At 39.9% G+C, this 15,091-nt stretch carries 18 protein-coding genes and 1 tRNA gene; 12 read left to right on the forward strand and 7 right to left on the reverse strand.

The genetic code is table 11. The features are described from left to right. Nucleotides 1–44: 44 nt before the first annotated feature. Both QW284_00910 and QW284_00915 read right to left on the reverse strand, forming a co-directional pair. Entirely contained in the window at nucleotides 45–578 is a 534-nt protein-coding gene (locus QW284_00910; protein ID MEM0338236.1) for a cob(I)yrinic acid a,c-diamide adenosyltransferase, read from the reverse strand. A 160-nt stretch (nucleotides 579–738) separates the two neighbouring features. After that, the gene (locus tag QW284_00915) at nucleotides 739–1,092 is read right to left on the reverse strand and encodes a hypothetical protein (GenBank protein MEM0338237.1); all 354 of its coding nucleotides are present in this window, start codon (nucleotides 1,090–1,092) and stop codon (nucleotides 739–741) included. 64 nt (nucleotides 1,093–1,156) lie between these two features. Between QW284_00915 and QW284_00920 the strand changes: the two genes are divergently transcribed. The 5 genes from QW284_00920 (at nucleotide 1,157) to amrB (ending at nucleotide 5,289) form a co-directional block, all read left to right on the forward strand. Continuing rightward, entirely contained in the window at nucleotides 1,157–2,173 is a 1,017-nt protein-coding gene (locus tag QW284_00920) for a hypothetical protein (protein MEM0338238.1), read from the forward strand. Between the two features lie 195 nt (nucleotides 2,174–2,368). After that, entirely contained in the window at nucleotides 2,369–3,259 is an 891-nt protein-coding gene (locus QW284_00925; protein MEM0338239.1) for a hypothetical protein, read from the forward strand. A gap of 5 nt (nucleotides 3,260–3,264) precedes the next feature. Beyond that, entirely contained in the window at nucleotides 3,265–3,510 is a 246-nt protein-coding gene (locus QW284_00930) for a hypothetical protein (GenBank protein MEM0338240.1), read from the forward strand. 37 nt (nucleotides 3,511–3,547) lie between these two features. After that, nucleotides 3,548–4,363 (forward strand): aldo/keto reductase, encoded by an 816-nt coding sequence (locus QW284_00935; GenBank protein ID MEM0338241.1) that lies wholly within the window; start codon nucleotides 3,548–3,550, stop codon nucleotides 4,361–4,363. A 17-nt stretch (nucleotides 4,364–4,380) separates the two neighbouring features. After that, nucleotides 4,381–5,289, forward strand: a complete 909-nt coding sequence (amrB, locus tag QW284_00940) for an AmmeMemoRadiSam system protein B (protein MEM0338242.1) — start codon at nucleotides 4,381–4,383, stop codon at nucleotides 5,287–5,289. Between the two features lie 3 nt (nucleotides 5,290–5,292). Here amrB and QW284_00945 read toward each other — a convergent pair whose 3' ends face one another. The 3 genes from QW284_00945 to QW284_00955 form a co-directional block, all read right to left on the reverse strand. Then, nucleotides 5,293–5,991 (reverse strand): restriction endonuclease, encoded by a 699-nt coding sequence (locus QW284_00945; GenBank protein MEM0338243.1) that lies wholly within the window; start codon nucleotides 5,989–5,991, stop codon nucleotides 5,293–5,295. A gap of 4 nt (nucleotides 5,992–5,995) precedes the next feature. After that, nucleotides 5,996–7,012 (reverse strand): mevalonate kinase, encoded by a 1,017-nt coding sequence (gene mvk, locus QW284_00950; GenBank protein MEM0338244.1) that lies wholly within the window; start codon nucleotides 7,010–7,012, stop codon nucleotides 5,996–5,998. A 98-nt stretch (nucleotides 7,013–7,110) separates the two neighbouring features. Beyond that, entirely contained in the window at nucleotides 7,111–8,973 is a 1,863-nt protein-coding gene (locus QW284_00955) for a threonine--tRNA ligase (protein MEM0338245.1), read from the reverse strand. A gap of 156 nt (nucleotides 8,974–9,129) precedes the next feature. Here QW284_00955 and radA point away from each other — a divergent pair, with 156 nt between their 5' ends. The 5 genes from radA to QW284_00980 all read left to right on the forward strand — a co-directional run bounded on the left by radA (nucleotide 9,130) and on the right by QW284_00980 (nucleotide 12,490). After that, nucleotides 9,130–10,086, forward strand: a complete 957-nt coding sequence (radA, locus tag QW284_00960; GenBank protein MEM0338246.1) for a DNA repair and recombination protein RadA — start codon at nucleotides 9,130–9,132, stop codon at nucleotides 10,084–10,086. A 66-nt stretch (nucleotides 10,087–10,152) separates the two neighbouring features. Then, complete coding sequence (locus tag QW284_00965; GenBank protein ID MEM0338247.1) at nucleotides 10,153–10,905, forward strand: hypothetical protein; 753 nt, start codon at nucleotides 10,153–10,155, stop codon at nucleotides 10,903–10,905. A gap of 78 nt (nucleotides 10,906–10,983) precedes the next feature. After that, complete coding sequence (locus QW284_00970; protein ID MEM0338248.1) at nucleotides 10,984–11,484, forward strand: HIT domain-containing protein; 501 nt, start codon at nucleotides 10,984–10,986, stop codon at nucleotides 11,482–11,484. 174 nt (nucleotides 11,485–11,658) lie between these two features. Then, nucleotides 11,659–12,291 (forward strand): mechanosensitive ion channel, encoded by a 633-nt coding sequence (locus QW284_00975; GenBank protein ID MEM0338249.1) that lies wholly within the window; start codon nucleotides 11,659–11,661, stop codon nucleotides 12,289–12,291. 124 nt (nucleotides 12,292–12,415) lie between these two features. Further along, nucleotides 12,416–12,490 (forward strand) — tRNA-Arg (locus QW284_00980). Nucleotides 12,491–13,097: 607 nt separating this feature from the next. Here QW284_00980 and QW284_00985 read toward each other — a convergent pair. Both QW284_00985 and QW284_00990 read right to left on the reverse strand, forming a co-directional pair. After that, a complete protein-coding gene (locus tag QW284_00985) occupies nucleotides 13,098–13,295 on the reverse strand; it encodes a PIN domain-containing protein (GenBank protein MEM0338250.1) in 198 nt (65 codons plus the stop codon). A 256-nt stretch (nucleotides 13,296–13,551) separates the two neighbouring features. After that, nucleotides 13,552–13,677: a hypothetical protein gene (locus tag QW284_00990; protein ID MEM0338251.1), complete on the reverse strand. Its 126-nt coding sequence runs from the start codon at nucleotides 13,675–13,677 to the stop codon at nucleotides 13,552–13,554. Nucleotides 13,678–14,264: 587 nt separating this feature from the next. Between QW284_00990 and QW284_00995 the strand changes: the two genes are divergently transcribed. Beyond that, nucleotides 14,265–14,651 (forward strand): HEPN domain-containing protein, encoded by a 387-nt coding sequence (locus QW284_00995; GenBank protein ID MEM0338252.1) that lies wholly within the window; start codon nucleotides 14,265–14,267, stop codon nucleotides 14,649–14,651. Then, on the forward strand, nucleotides 14,627–14,980 hold the full coding sequence (locus tag QW284_01000) for a nucleotidyltransferase domain-containing protein (protein MEM0338253.1): 354 nt from the start codon (nucleotides 14,627–14,629) through the stop codon (nucleotides 14,978–14,980). Before QW284_00995 ends, QW284_01000 begins: the two co-directional genes overlap by 25 nt. Nucleotides 14,981–15,091: the final 111 nt, after the last annotated feature.

Raw genomic sequence — 15,091 nt, forward strand, 5'->3', positions numbered from 1 at the left:
ACCTCTAGCAGAGAGAGTCAAGGCTTTGCTAATTGGAAGGGTTTTTATAGTAGATCCTCTTTCACATTGCTGACAACATTTATGTAAAGTCCTAGCATATAGAGTAGATCTGATAATCTATTTAGATACATATACGTTGTTTTATCGAGCATCCCATCTCTAAGTAGTTTAACAGCTCTGCGCTCAACCCTTCTGCAAACAGCCCTTAGAAAATGTATAAGCGCTGAGCTAAGAGACGAACCTGGAACAACAAATTTTGATGGAAGAACAACCCTATTGGAAAAATCGTTTATCAGCTTCTCAATCGAGGCTAAATCATTATCATCTATCGGAGAAGCCATTCTGCCCATAGAAGCCACATAACCTGCTATAAACATGAGCTTTCTCTGGATCCTATCCAGCAAATCAACTATATCAAGAACTTTGGATTCACTCAAATATGCCTTTACCACACCCATTAATGAAACAAGCTCATCTAGTTCACCTATGAATTCTATCACCGGCGAGTCCTTGGAAATACGCTGACCAATAACATCTGTATAGCCATCATCTCCTCTGTGAGCATATTTAAAAACCATGCCAATTCGCCTAAGTAGCGACTTTATTGCTAAAATCCATACTTTATAAACATTTCTATAGTGAAAACGATATTGTTTATTATCTCCTAGACTACTGTATATAGTACTTTAGCAACTATGGTTACATACAATTATTTTTAACTCTGTCATCATCTATACATCATATGCTAAACATAGTATATAAGGCAATTTGCGAAGTCTCCATGTTTACGTCGTAGCTATGTCTATTTTTCAGCGTTGACCCTAGGTATTTATCCAAGTAGCTGATTTCTTCGTTTACATATCTATAGAGCAAATCTCCTATGCCATACCCACAGTAGTTGCACTTCCAATGCTTTATCAAATCGATTTCGTTAACCATTGCCATAACTGTGTAGGAGTTTTTCTTGAAACATGCAGGACACTCAATCTCTAGTTCAAGGTAGATCCATTTCTCTATCAGGTCTAGCCAGAGAAGCTTTATAGGAGAGATCTCGAAGAAATATCGTGGAATTTCTATCTCGTAATCGTCCATATCGCAACACTGCAGTGGAAACAAAAATACATGTTATATTTTTGTTTAGGTATCTGGGGGTTAAATGTCTCTAAGCAAATATCTTATTACAAGTTCTACCATTGCTTTTTTGTACACCATCTCTAGAGAAGGAAATTTTTCTGAGCACATTAGAGCATTAGAGGTTGTCAACATCGACGACGTACAAAGACTCTGTTTCTTGCTTAGAAAATACATTGAATCACTATCATCATTAAAAATGGAGAAGTGTTTAGCTACACCATTAATTGGCGTAGCACCATTTCTTGCAAGAAAATATGGTTTAAAGCTCATCACAAACCAAATTATGGTTGTTGGTAAAAGGCCTCTACCTACAGACCCTCATTGTATAGACTGTCTAGCTTTTGATTCTAGTACATGGATAACAAAAATCTTTAGAGTCTTGAGTAAATGTCTCAAAGTTAGTGAAATACCGATAAGATTTGCTGTATACTATGACCCTGTTGACCAGTGGCCATTGCTGATAAATTACATACCCATTATAATATTGCTTGACTTCAACTCTTTAATGAATATTAATAAATGTAGAGAAAAGTACATAGTTCAATTCACAAATTATAGGCTATTCAAAGGTTTGCTACACGATATTAAATCTGTTGAGAGCATGGTTATAACCCCTCATAAAATAGATAAAAGCTATTTTCAAAATGGAGACTGTAGCCCTATCACATGTTTGGATCCTTCCAAAACTGCACACTACTCTTATGACTCGGAATACAATTTTTTCGAAGAACATTTTCCAAAGGATAGCAAAGAAAATGGCGACATCGACACGCTGTTCATAGAGTTTTGGAGTTCTCACATATCCTTTGAAGAGACGAACAGAAAGCTAGCGTATATCTGGTTTTTTAAACCAACGCAACATGTTATTACACAGGTGATAAATAAAATCAAGGGTGTTCGGGTAAAGGAGATCAAAGTTGTGTCGCCACATAAATCCATTGCTGAGCTTGGGGCTACACACAACTATAGAATCTGGCTATCGAGCATAATAAAAAGCATTGTAATGAGCTCCAAACCCAAGATAACGCTGATCTCATAGTACTCAGTGAGGTTCAAAATCATCATGTTATCAGAGCTGAGCGCCTCATCACAAAACCTTAATATTTCACGCCATTGCTTCAACGCAAATTTGTATAGCCTAAAACGTTTTTAAATACTATAAAACATCTTATCTCTTGGATTGATTTATAACAGACTAGGCCAAGCCTCTGAACTGCTTGTCACGGTGATTATAATGATTCCCATGGCTTATATAGGACTTCGAGAAATGCTTGATAGCCTAGACAATTCAAAAAATATAATCTTTTTGGAGCCTCTTGTGAAAGATGTTGTAGAGTATTATATGGAGCAGTTGCTTAGGGACGGCCTCATCAAATCTTGTGGAGATGGCTATCGCATAGATATCGAAGCTATTGAGAAACTTGTAGATTCTAATCCGCAGATAGGGTATCTACAAACAAGTCCATATCCTCATATTGGATTCGTTGTGCCGAGTTTCCTCGAGTTTGCGTATAGAATACTCTACGAAGATAAGGTTGTTTTGCAGGAGCCGGGACTTACATCAGCATTTGTATTCTATGTCAGGAATATTTTAAACTATTTGTGCAAGATGAAACCCGAGATTGTTTTCCTTGTTGACACGATACTAGATAGAATCGTCAATGAAAATGGTGAGCTTCTATATGGATACAAGGACATGTATATGATAGAGTCATACCTGTTCTTATCAGATGTTTGCAACAATGTATTGTTGTACGTGAAAGACTTGCGAAAAACCGAAAAATTGATTGAGAAAATCCTAAACGAGTCAGACAATATCGGTATCGCAATAGATATTGAAGGCGTGGCTAAAAAGGGTATGTCAGCTAATATTATGGAGATAATTAAAAGCAGGGTTAAGAAGCCAGCCATAGGAGTTGTCATGCCTATACAAATACAAAAATATGTAGATGATGGTGAGAAGAGGGCTCTGCAAAAGCTGTTTAGCATATATGGAGGTGATATGATTGTTATACTAGCAAATGCAAGACCAATTACAGAGCCTCTTGCAGAGAAACTAGAACCAGATCCAATACACAGATTTATAAGCTATATAGAGGAGATCCTCAGCCAAGCGAGGTTTTAGAAATTATGAAAAAGGTTATTGTAAAACTTATTGGGTTCAAAGATCTGCAAAACAGATATTTGGAGATTTTGCTAGATGAGGACTCAACTGTTTCCCAGCTTGTTAACAAATTTCTCCAGATGGCGAGTGTATCTGAAATGAATGGAGATGAAATTATGGTGATGTGCAATAACAAACAGCTCTACCCGGATGATAAAGTCCCTGAAGATTGTCAAACAATTGAGTTATTCCCATTTGCTAGCGGGGGGTAAAACACTTTTATAGCGATGATTTGCATCGTGATTAGATATGTCCAGCCAGGTCAACGTAGATCTTAGAAAAGTTCTTGGAAAAACGGGTGTGAAGGTCTCTCCAATAGGTTTTGGAACTCTTAATATAAGGGATTTCATAAATGCTGAGAAAGCCCTGTTAAAAGCTGTTGAATATGGCATAAACGTATTTGAAGTCTCAGAGACATATGCAAATGGGCTAGCCTTAGACTATTTTGGAAGATTTCTCGCTAAGATTAAAAGAGACGATGTTTTCATAGTATTTAGAATCTCACCACTAATTTTAGCTGATCCAGATAGTTTCGAGGCAAAGTTCAGTAAGTTTCTTCAAAAAATGAACACCTCTTATGTTGACGCCTTAATGATTGGCTGGTACGAAGATGCAATACCGTTGGAGACACAACTAACATCTTTAGAGAGAGCTATTGAGAGAGGCTATGCTAAGTTTATTGGGGTAAGCGGTTTTAAAGTCAAGCAAATTGCCAGAGTTTTGAACATGCCAAAGAAATATGAAATTTCTTTGATTCAAAGCAGATATAATGTGATAGACAAGCGCATAGAAAAAGATGTGCTGCCATTTGCCATAGAAAACAACATGGCTGTGCTAGCCTGTTCAGCTCTTGACAGAGGTCAAGCAATCCGACACCCAGTGGTTATGCATATTGCGAGCAAGTACAATGCAACTGGGGCCCAAATCGCCATAAGCTATGTTATTTCAAACCCAAATGTTATTGCTCTTGTAAAAAGTGAGAATATAGATCATGTAGTCGAGAATACCACGGCCCCCAGAACCATGTTGAAAGAAGAAGATTTAAGTGTTCTAAGGTCAATATAGTGATAGAGTGATGAGATTTGAACGGAGATAGAGATACTGTTAGAGAGCCTCAAGCCGCTGCATGGGGTTTTTATCCATTCAATAAAGGCCAGCTTGTAAAAGAATTGGAAAGAGCTTTCACAAACACTAGATTTGGTCCAGGGGCTCTTCCGAGCAAAAAGCAAGGTGAATTAACAATAATTGGTGGTGTTGTACCACATGCTGGCTATAGCTATTCGGCTTCTTGTGCTGCATGGTTCTACAAGGAGCTCGCCGAAAATAAACCAGCTGTAGAAACTGTGATCCTTCTTGGAACAAATCATACTGGTTTTGGAAAGACGATAACAACTTCAACTTATTACACTACATGGGCAACGCCACTTGGAGGTGTGAATATCGATGTCGAGTTCATCAATAAATTGAAGAAGGAGTACCCACCTCTAGATGATGATGCACTTGCACATACTAGAGAACATTCATTAGAGGTTCAACTCCCATTCTTACAGTATGTATACGGGGACAAGTTCAGAATTGTGCCTATCGTCGTAAAGGATCTTATTTATCAAGAGGCCAGAGATTTTGCTGAGGCGTTGAAAAGAGTTGTAGATGATCTAAAAAGAGATGTTATAGTTATAGCGTCATCCGATTTCACACACCACGGCTCTATATATGGCTATGTTCTTTTCAATTCAAATATATCTCAAAATGTCAGAGAATTGGATAGGAAGTTCATAGACGCTATAATAGAGCTTGATACAAGAAGGTTCCTCAAATTGATAGAAGAATACAACGCAACTGTATGCGGGTTTGGGGCAATAGCTATTGCTATGGAGTATACAAAGCTGTTAAATGGAAAGGCAAAGCTGTTGAAGTATTATCACTCAGCCGATGTTACAGAAGATGAAGATGTTGTTGTTGGATATGCATCAATATTGTTCTACAAATAAGGATTACTTTATGTAGCATCTATTATCAATTCTTTTTAGTTCTAGAGAATCAATATAAACATCTATATTGGATAGAAAATCATTTAAAAACCTCACAGAAACAATTGGAACCCCCTCAAAAACCCATGTTGATGAGGTATAAAGTGTTATTACTATGGGTATAAAAAGCTTTGTTTTGCGGATTGCGGGAACCTCAGATGCCACCCACTCACAGTATTTCACCAGCTTGTCTATTCTAGTCATATGCTCTCTAACAATCTTAGAGACAGAGGATTGCCCGATGCGGCGCCTCCAATGCTTACACTCGATAATGTACCCCATTTTCTTAACCATATCAAGGGCTAGTACATCTATTTGGAATTGCGATATTCTTTTATGTGTATAGCCAGATACGTAATCAAGTCCAGCAGACTTTAGCCTTGCTGCTATATAATCTTCAAATTCCTTCCACTCTATATAGCTGGCGAATCTCATAACATCTACAACCATTTTTTCTTCTATCAGTAAGAGAAGTTCAAGTGGATTCACTAAGCTGATTCGACTATCGCTAATAGCTATGCATCCTCTTTTCAAACCATCTACAAAAATCTCCTCTACAAGATTTCTGTCAATGGGCTTCAAAAGCTTTACAAACTCTGGTTCAAGTGCCTTGTATCTAAACAAGTGTTCTAGCACATCACCAACTGTTATGTAGCTTGTCATCTTATCACATTTCCCTTTTCTCTACAACCTCTACCCCAGTTGATTCGATGCCCATAGCAACTATTGTGGCGCCCAAAGCCTCTGCAACTCTTTTCAATATGTTTGCATGTTCCTCATCTCTTGCAAGAGCTATAAACGCACCTCCACCACCAGCACCAGATGTCTTTGCTCCCAGCGCTCCAGCACCTCTAAGGGTGTTTACTATTGTATGATGTTCTAGGCTGACAACGCCTAGCGAATCTAGAAGCCCGTGGTTTAGGTTCATAAGAACTCCAATTCTCTCCGCATCTCCTTGTAGAATACTACTCCGAGCCTCTTCAACAATATCGCCAATGGCATCTATAATCTTGTTTGCACTTATAGAACTCTTTAAAAGTTTCTTCACATTTGATACTAGAACAGCTGTTGTCGACTTTTTTGGCGTATATCCAACAATAAGATTCATTTTTATTGGTGTTGACAGAGGCTCTGCCTTGGGGGTAGCAGGATCTATATACCTAATGCCACCAAAAGTTATGGTATAGGTATCCATTGGGCTTGCCGCTCCTTGAACAATTTGCTCTGTTCTCCATGAAAGCTTTGCTATAAGGCTTTTCTCAACCTCTGTTGTTGAAAGATATGTTGACAGACATAATGTAGTTGTTGCAACAGATACTGCTGCTGATGTTCCTAACCCTACACCTGTTGGAACAGGGCTCTTTAGGTACATTATAAAGCCTCTTCTTCTACCTGGTTTAACCTCATCCTCGCACAATCCAATAGCTGTTGCAATATAGCTGACAAATCTTTTTGCAACATCGTTGTCTACCTCAGTTTTGCTAAAAAGATTGTCTTCTCTGTTAAACTCTATTTTTCTTATGGGTAGCAACACATTGTTGAATTCTACAACAATTTTCTGCTCATGAACATCCATAGCCTCGACAAGAATGTGTAATGGTAGTGTAAATGCTATTGCAGGCTTTCCATAGACTACAGCATGCTCGCCAAACAATGTTGCCTTCAGCGGCACTTTGATAAGCATTTTCAAATGTTTTGCACCAGTCGATTTGGGTTAAAGCCGGTTTTGATCATGTCAGAGGAGGTTCATAACATCATCGCATCAGTGTGGGCAACAGATCATCATTGTGATTTCACTGGCTGTAGATAGCTTAGCGACGGTCTCTTACTCACATATATAGGCATGGCCATGTCTATTTTTGGGTATCCTTCTAATTCCTTCTCAAGCATTTTAATAAGCTCTTCTACATTCATGCTCTTTTGGACTCCTGTAGCTCTTATTCTGACATTCACTGTACCCGTACTCACTTCTCTTTCACCAACTACAATCACATATGGTATCCACTCAACCCCTGCATCACGAATCTTTTTACCAAGGCTCTCATCTCTGTCGTCGACGTCTACCCTGATACCATATGACAACAGTTTTTGTGCAATCTGTGTGGCATACTCCAGATACTCTTTTGACACGGGGATTACCCTTACTTGTATTGGTGAAAGCCAGAGTGGTAGTGTTGGAGGTACACCCTCCTTCTCCTTCTTTGCTATGGTATCGAAAACCATGTATATATATCTCTCTACAGATCCTATGATGGCTGTGTGTATTATAACAGGATACTTCTCATTTCCATTCTCATCAACGTATTTGATGTTGAATCTCTTCGCATTTCCAACATCTATTTGCCACGTGGCTATTTCTCTTGGTCTGTTAAGCTCGTCGATAATCACATACTCAACATTTATGACCCAGTAGTACATCCCTGCTGGATATACTGTTACCAGAACCGGCCTGCCCTCGCTTTTGACTAGCTCCACAATGTAGTCAAAGTTTGTTTTGAGGAAATCCTCTGTGATGTTATATATCGCTAGATACTCCCTTCCAATCTTCTTTGCCTCCTCAACGATCTTGCTCCTCACTAGAAGAGCTATTTTCTTTGCCTCCTCAAGATCTTTGGTCAATATGTGCAGATCTGGCATGTGAAATCTTCTCAATCTGAATCCTAGTACCAGCTCACCGCTTTGCTCATATCTGTAGCTGTCAGCCACTTCAAACATGCCCAGCGGCAAGTCTTTATAGCTTAGAACCCAGTCTTTTAATATGGAGAACTGCTGATAGCATGCAGCAAATCTTAGAATGAATCTGTCTGTATCCATTCTGACCTCGTACATTCTCTCGCCAAACAACTCAGCATGTTGCCTCACAGGCTCCGCCACTAGACTAAACATGTTTGTTCCCTTAACTCTGAAGACCGGTATACCGAGACTGCTTGCGGTTTTCCATGAGTACTGAGATACAGCCTCGAATATCACAGTTGCATGTGGTTCAAACCTCATGTGACCTCTATCCGATAGCTCCTCCCATTCAAAACCAAATTTCTTGAGGTATTGATATACCCTGCCCTGGCCACCCTCAGCCTCTTTTCTAAAAACCTCTTTCTCAACAAGAACTTTGAATTCATCGTCTTTGAATTCGTACTCCTCAGGCTTTACAAGTTTACCATCAGGTGTTAGAATATAATATTTTTTCTCTATAGTCCTCCTAGCACCCTCTTCAACAGGTTTTATTGTCTTTGACAACTCGCTTAGGGGATGGCCATAGCAGTGAAGCTTAAACTCCTTGTACCAGCCAAAGGCCGCTCTATAAACTTTTTCAACTCCAATGGACGATCTAAGCCTATCTGCTAAGGCATTTAGAATCTTTTTTGCGGCCCCAGGTGGAGCTAGAGATTGTGATAGATGTGCATATGGATAGACAAGAATAGCTTGTGCATTAACATTCTTGTAAACGTTTAAGATTTCGTTTGCAGCCTTTTCAACAACTACTTCAATGTTTTTCTCGTCACCTTCTTCAACACTTGTAAACACAACGAGAACATTTTCAAGATGCTTCTCTGCAATATCATCCGACAACTCATCGGCGTTTTCAACAGCTTTTTCTTTTGCTTTGAACCAAAAATCCTTAGCGTGTATAAGCAGTAGACGCAAGTATGTTGCACCACATTGTTTAGGTGGGTGTATGCTAGCTTAAGCAACTCTTCTAGACTCAATATAAGGTTTTTTGGAGATTCTGTTTCGGGCTAGACTCTAACAATATATTAGCTTTTTTCGAATGTATAAAACTCAGAAATTTGGGTGAAAATAGTGGTAACAGAAGAGAAGAAGGTGAAGAGCCTAGAGGAGCTTGGCATATCATCGACCATACTGAAAAAGCTTCAGGAAATGGGGATAACCACCGTAGAGGCCTTGGCAGCTGCTAACCCGCAAGAGCTTAGCCAAAACCTTGCCATACCCCTTCCAACAATACAGAAGCTGGTCTCCCAGGCTAGAGCAGCTCTTGGACTTGGATTCAAAACTGCTTTAGAGATAAAGAAAGAGAGAATGAGCCTACCGAAGATAACCACTGGAAGCAAGAATCTAGATAATCTACTCGGTGGGGGTGTGGAGGTGAAGACAATAACAGAGTTCTTCGGAGAGTTTGGAAGTGGCAAAACCCAGTTGTGCCACCAGCTAGCAGTGAATGTGCAGCTACCGCTTGAGAAAGGCGGCTTAGGTAAAAAGGCTATATATATAGATACTGAGGGGACGTTCAGATGGGAGAGAATAGAGGCTATGGCCAGAGGGCTTGGCCTTGACCCGGATAAGACCATGGAGAACATACTCTATGTCAGAGCTGTTAACAGCGACCACCAAATGGCTGTTGTTGAAGAGCTGAAGGATTTGATACCAAAAGAGGACATTGGGCTTGTAGTTGTAGACTCCGTAACAGGTCACTTCAGAGCTGAGTATCCAGGCCGAGAAAACCTTGCTGTTAGACAGCAAAAACTCAATAGACATCTGCATCAGTTAATGTCGTTGGCAGAGCTATTCGATGTTGCTGTTGTTATAACCAACCAGGTTATGGCAAGACCAGATGTATTCTATGGAGATCCAACAACTGCTATAGGAGGCCATGTGCTATATCATGCGCCTGGAATCAGAGTCCAGCTGAAGAAGAGTAGGGGCAATAGAAGAATAGCTAGAATAGTTGATGCACCCCACCTACCAGAGAGCGAAGCTGTTTTCGCAATAACTGAGGTTGGTGTGAGAGACCCAGAATAAATCGCTTTGGCCAAGACCCATATAAGATCATGTATAGTGTGAGATCTAACATTGCAGACAGGTATTTTGGAGGAAATCGTCATAGCTTCTATCGCAATACTAACCTTTGTTGTTGCAGGCGTTTTTGATTGGAGGAATAGAGAAGTTGATCCAAGGATATGGATAGCACCAATAGTTGTGGGTATAATCTTCAATTTCTTCTACATTACCTTCCAAGCCTACGATAAAACAATTCTGCTGTTCCAAATAGGCATTGCAGTATTTTTTGTTTTAACAATAGCTATTCTGGTTTTTGTTGTGAACTTGCTTGGTGGTGCAGACTTCATGGCTATATCAACATTTGTTGCTTTATACCCATTCAACAGACTTGCTATAGCTAAGAGTGTTGTGCTTGGAAATAGATGTGTTTTTCTATTCAACTTGTTTCCACCTGTTCTATGGCTTCTAGCAATATATTCTATGATCATGCTATTCATCATTATAAGGAATGTTATACACAATCTGTTTGTATATAGGAGCATTAAGGAGATGAGAATTCCCATCCATAAAAAGGTTTTTTATATGGTGTTCAACAGGTTTATGACTGTTGATGAATATATGAGGAAGAGGTTCTATTACCCTGTCTATGTTCCGGGGGTTGTTGACAGAGTTACTTTTGATATATATGAGGATGATGCTGATTGGAAAAAGGAGTTAGGGGTGCTACCCAAAGACACTATAATTGTTGTTTCGTGGGGGATACCAATGGTTTCCTTCCTGTCCATTTCAGCAACAATCTATATAGCGATGTATGTTCTGTTTTATCTATCTATTGCTTGATTTGTGATAAAGCTTTAATAGTTGCTTTGACTATTGTTGCAAACTGAAAAATAGTTTGGCTTAGGGTGGCTACAGGTAGTGTTTAGTGGAAGAATGGTTTTGTGGGCTCCTTGGAGAGAATCCTATGTGGTACAGCAATATAGTGGTGAGTGCATATTTTGTAAAGCTGTAAACCAAGATGACTTGGCCAACTATGTTGTTTACAGATCCAAGCATAGCATAGCTCTTCTCAACAAGTATCCTTATAACAATGGGCATGTGATGGTTGCCCCAATAAAGCATGTACCAAGTCTTGAGATGCTTTCCGACGATGAGTTGCTCGATCTTGCAAAAACTGTGTCAATTGTTTTAAAGGCTCTTAGAAAGTGTTATAATCCACATGGCTTTAATATTGGAGCTAACATTGGGAGGGCTGCTGGAGCAGGTATAGAGGGGCATCTACACATACACATAGTTCCTAGGTGGAACGGAGACACAAACTTCATGCCTGTTATAGCAAATACCAAGGTCATTCCAGAAGACCTCAACGTAAGCTGGAAGAAAATTAGAAGTTGCTTAGAGGATGTATCCTCAGATTAGAGCCCATCATCACACATCAGATTTGCTACATAACATCATCTATAGTTAACTGCATTTTCGTCCAACCTCTTCTAACAGTTCATTGATTAAAATTCTTATCTGATCCAAAGTATTTGAGCCTCTTTATAAAAAATTTATAAGGATATGCATGGGATATTATAACGGTGTATAGCTGTGGCCCAGACACAACAGCTATCAACTAGCGAAATTGTTAAGAAGACTTCAGCGGCATTAGTAAGTGTTGTGCTCTATGTAGTACTCTACGTACTAGTCTCAGCCCTCGCCCACTACCTGATGACCGGACTATTACCAAGATACGGAATAGCTGTTGCCGATTACGAGGTCTATGTACAGATCCTGCTAGCACTTGCATTCGGCTATATGATAGTAAACGGTGTAGCAACATTCTTCTACTGGTCAACAAGAGCAAAATACGATCATCCGACGGCGGCCGCTATTAGAAACGTTGTTAGAATTATTGGCGTTGGCGCAATGGTTGCAGCAATAGCTGGTGGTGTTGCCGGGGGAGCGGCTGGGGTAGCACTAGGAGGCTTCCTAGGCATGGTAATAGGCTTTGCATCTCAGCAGGTACTCGGACAAGCAATTGCAGGACTCTTCCTACTAATCTCAAGACCCTTCAGAATAGGTGATGCTGTCGTCATAGCCGGTGAAGATGGTGTAGTAGACGATGTTGCAACACTATTCACAACAGTAATCAAAGCAGATGGAACAAAGGTTCTAATACCAAACAATTCAATAGTAGGAAGCAAAATATATCTAAAGCCAAAACAACAACCAAAACAATAACAAAACATTTTTTAATCTTCTAATCCTCAAACCCATTCTCCATCAGAACAACTAAAATCCACTTCATAGAAAACACAACACTGAAATAACCCACAAAACAAGTAAAACTAGGATAAATCACTAAGGGCCCGTAGCCCAGCCAGGACAGGGTGCCGGCCTCCGGAGCCGGTGGACCCGGGTTCAAATCCCGGCGGGCCCGCTATACTCTCATAACGTTACTCATAGCTAACGTTTATGAGTATAAATTGTGAATATGAGTACAGCCGCTGTATTCAGTAACCATGACGCTGATTTGAAGTAAAAATATTTCCACTATTTATTGATATATGGGAGGTCTAGAATCATTGAAGAAGTCAACTAGAAGGCTGAGCTTCTTCTCATGAACAACGCGTCTTGCCTTTAAGTGCTGGGAAGTGCCTTTAGAATTATTGGAGTAAGGGTTTCTTCAAAGATCGTGTTAAAGTACAGTATAAGTGATACAACTTATGCTATTTGGAACTATGGTTTAACTTGTGAGAATCTTGCAAAATCGAACATGAAGTTCGCAAATCTGTGGGTTATGGTGGAAGACCATATAGTGTATCCTCTGGTTAATTTTTCTCGAACAAAATATTCACAGAAACCATCGCGAAGCCCTGTAATGTAGCTACTAAGATAAAAATAGTCACGTAGCCTAGCCTAGTATACCTTTAGTAATATATCCATTCGCATATGCAATACATGTTCCCATAATACATTTTCAATATGCGCTTGATAGCGAATAATTTAGGATTAGAATGATGATTGTAAGGGCGGAATCAGCTCACTTATGGAATAACCTTAAGCCATGGAACTCTCTTAAAGTCTTCATCTAAGGTAAGAATAGTATCTATACCATAGTGTTTACATGTTAGTACTGTTGTTGCATCACTTGGCAGAAGTCTATACCTTAATACTATTACTATCTCGTAAAGCTCCTGTCCGGTATAGATGCTTGGTATTATCCTTATATTTAACCTTCTAATTAAATTCTCTCACCGCACTGATAACTTCTTCTGGATATCCATATTTCTTTATCCACTTCTTTACTGATACTGAGTATATTCCTTTATATACCATGCTTATGCTCTAGGGAATGCATTGTTGATGTATAGATAATCTCGTTATGAATAACCATATCAATAACATAGTCTTCGTGGTTTTCTTCTAGTAAAGTTAGGACTTGGCCAGTCTTAGGAGTATTGTGGAGGATATGATAAAGTATATTAGTGTCTAAGAAAATCAAGGAAGCCATACCTCCTCTAGGTACCTCTCTAGCTCCCCCTCGCTAGATCTGCCTAAGATGCCAATAAGGTCTTTTAACTTCTCTCTAAGACTCTTTTCAATTCTTACTTGAACATCCCCCATCTTCCTTAAGCTCTTCTATAGGTTTTAAAGGCTTCAATACACCGTTCTCATTGTTGCAGATTTCAAAGTATGGTTTCATACAACAAATTAGTATGAGTTCAAGCCTTCCAAGCCGGAGAGCCGGTGATCCCAGCGGGCCTGCCAATTTTCATCAGTTGATTAAAGCTTATGTAAGCCCCTATCTTATTGTTTTTGATAAGACCTCTAGATATTGTTTTAGCGGTCTCTCCGAGTAACTGGTGTTATTCTTCAGATTTGAGCATGATAGGCACAGGATTTTAGGGTATGTTGTTAAGAAGCTAGATAGGGGTAGGGTTTGGCAGGCTCTAGGCGTTAGCATAGTGAAAGAGACACTTCCTTTACAGCGACTACAAGTAATCACTAACCTCAGGATTCGTAATTGTTAGAGCCTTATTACCCAAGCTACGTAAAACGCGCATAGTGACAGACACTGCTGCTAATGTTTGTGCAAGTAGTTGGCAACGTGGCTTCAACATGATATATTTAGCTTACTGCAGCTTTAAGTGTACTGCGCTTATTAGCTGCTGATACCTGTGCAATTATTTGAGCGCTGGTTAGGGACACTTATGTCTGAATACAAGTGGTGGTTTGAGCAAGCCTCTAAGGATCTCCGCAAAGCCGAAAATGCCATAAGTACCGAAGACTACGATGCAGCAGCCTTTTGGTCTCACCAAGCTGCTGAAAAAGCTTTGAAAGCACTGCTCTTGAGTAGAGGATACCCAGCTAGAGGACACAGCTTAATAGAGCTTGCAAGAAGGGTGCGCGAAGAGCTGGATATAGCCGTTGAGCCTATATTAGATGACCTAAGAGAGCTTAATCCACACTACATCATCTCTAGATATCCAAATGCTGCTAATGCACCACCTTATCAGCTCTACACTAGGGATAAAGCACTAGAGCTACTATCTAGGGCTAGGAGGGTCTTGGAATGGGTAAAGCAGTATCTGCAATGAAATCTCAGGAAGAAGCTCTCAGGAGAGCTAGGGAGTTTGCAGAAAAAGCTGCAACTATATGTAGGAAGTATGGCTTTGAACTTGTTGGAGCATACATTGTGGGTTCCAGAGCTCGCGGAGACTTTAGAGCAGATAGTGACATAGATGTAGTCTTGGTTGTCAGGGGAGTTGAAAACTTAAACCAGCTTGAGAGACTGAGGCTTTTCTCGGAAGCGCTCTTGGAGGTTCCTGGGGAGATAGAGTACAGAGTGTACGCTCCAAGTGAGTGGGGTAGCGAGAGGAGCTTATGGATAGCAGAGCTGAGAAAGGAAGCCTTGAGAATATACTAGCTAAGCTTAAAACCATGCTAGTTTGAATTGAGTTTAGAGAGTTCTAGTGATGTGATTAGGCTTTGCACGTAGATCCAAAGCTCTGTGTTCTGTGCCGTGGAAGAGGGTTTG

Origin of the sequence: Ignisphaera sp. (assembly GCA_038735125.1) — an archaeon.
In the GTDB taxonomy this organism is placed as follows: domain Archaea; phylum Thermoproteota; class Thermoprotei_A; order Sulfolobales; family Ignisphaeraceae; genus Ignisphaera.

Bases quoted from the DNA above. Each gene is read 5' to 3' on its own strand.
- QW284_00910 (MEM0338236.1), bottom strand. From the start codon at position 578: ATGGTTTTTAAATATGCTCACAGAGGAGATGATGGCTATACAGATGTT.
- QW284_00915 (MEM0338237.1), bottom strand. From the start codon at position 1,092: ATGGACGATTACGAGATAGAAATTCCACGATATTTCTTCGAGATCTCT.
- QW284_00920 (MEM0338238.1), top strand. From the start codon at position 1,157: ATGTCTCTAAGCAAATATCTTATTACAAGTTCTACCATTGCTTTTTTG.
- QW284_00925 (MEM0338239.1), top strand. From the start codon at position 2,369: ATGATTCCCATGGCTTATATAGGACTTCGAGAAATGCTTGATAGCCTA.
- QW284_00930 (MEM0338240.1), top strand. From the start codon at position 3,265: ATGAAAAAGGTTATTGTAAAACTTATTGGGTTCAAAGATCTGCAAAAC.
- QW284_00935 (MEM0338241.1), top strand. From the start codon at position 3,548: ATGTCCAGCCAGGTCAACGTAGATCTTAGAAAAGTTCTTGGAAAAACG.
- QW284_00945 (MEM0338243.1), bottom strand. From the start codon at position 5,991: ATGACAAGCTACATAACAGTTGGTGATGTGCTAGAACACTTGTTTAGA.
- mvk (MEM0338244.1), bottom strand. From the start codon at position 7,012: ATGCTTATCAAAGTGCCGCTGAAGGCAACATTGTTTGGCGAGCATGCT.
- QW284_00990 (MEM0338251.1), bottom strand. From the start codon at position 13,677: ATGGGGGATGTTCAAGTAAGAATTGAAAAGAGTCTTAGAGAGAAGTTA.
- QW284_00995 (MEM0338252.1), top strand. From the start codon at position 14,265: ATGTCTGAATACAAGTGGTGGTTTGAGCAAGCCTCTAAGGATCTCCGC.
- QW284_01000 (MEM0338253.1), top strand. From the start codon at position 14,627: ATGGGTAAAGCAGTATCTGCAATGAAATCTCAGGAAGAAGCTCTCAGG.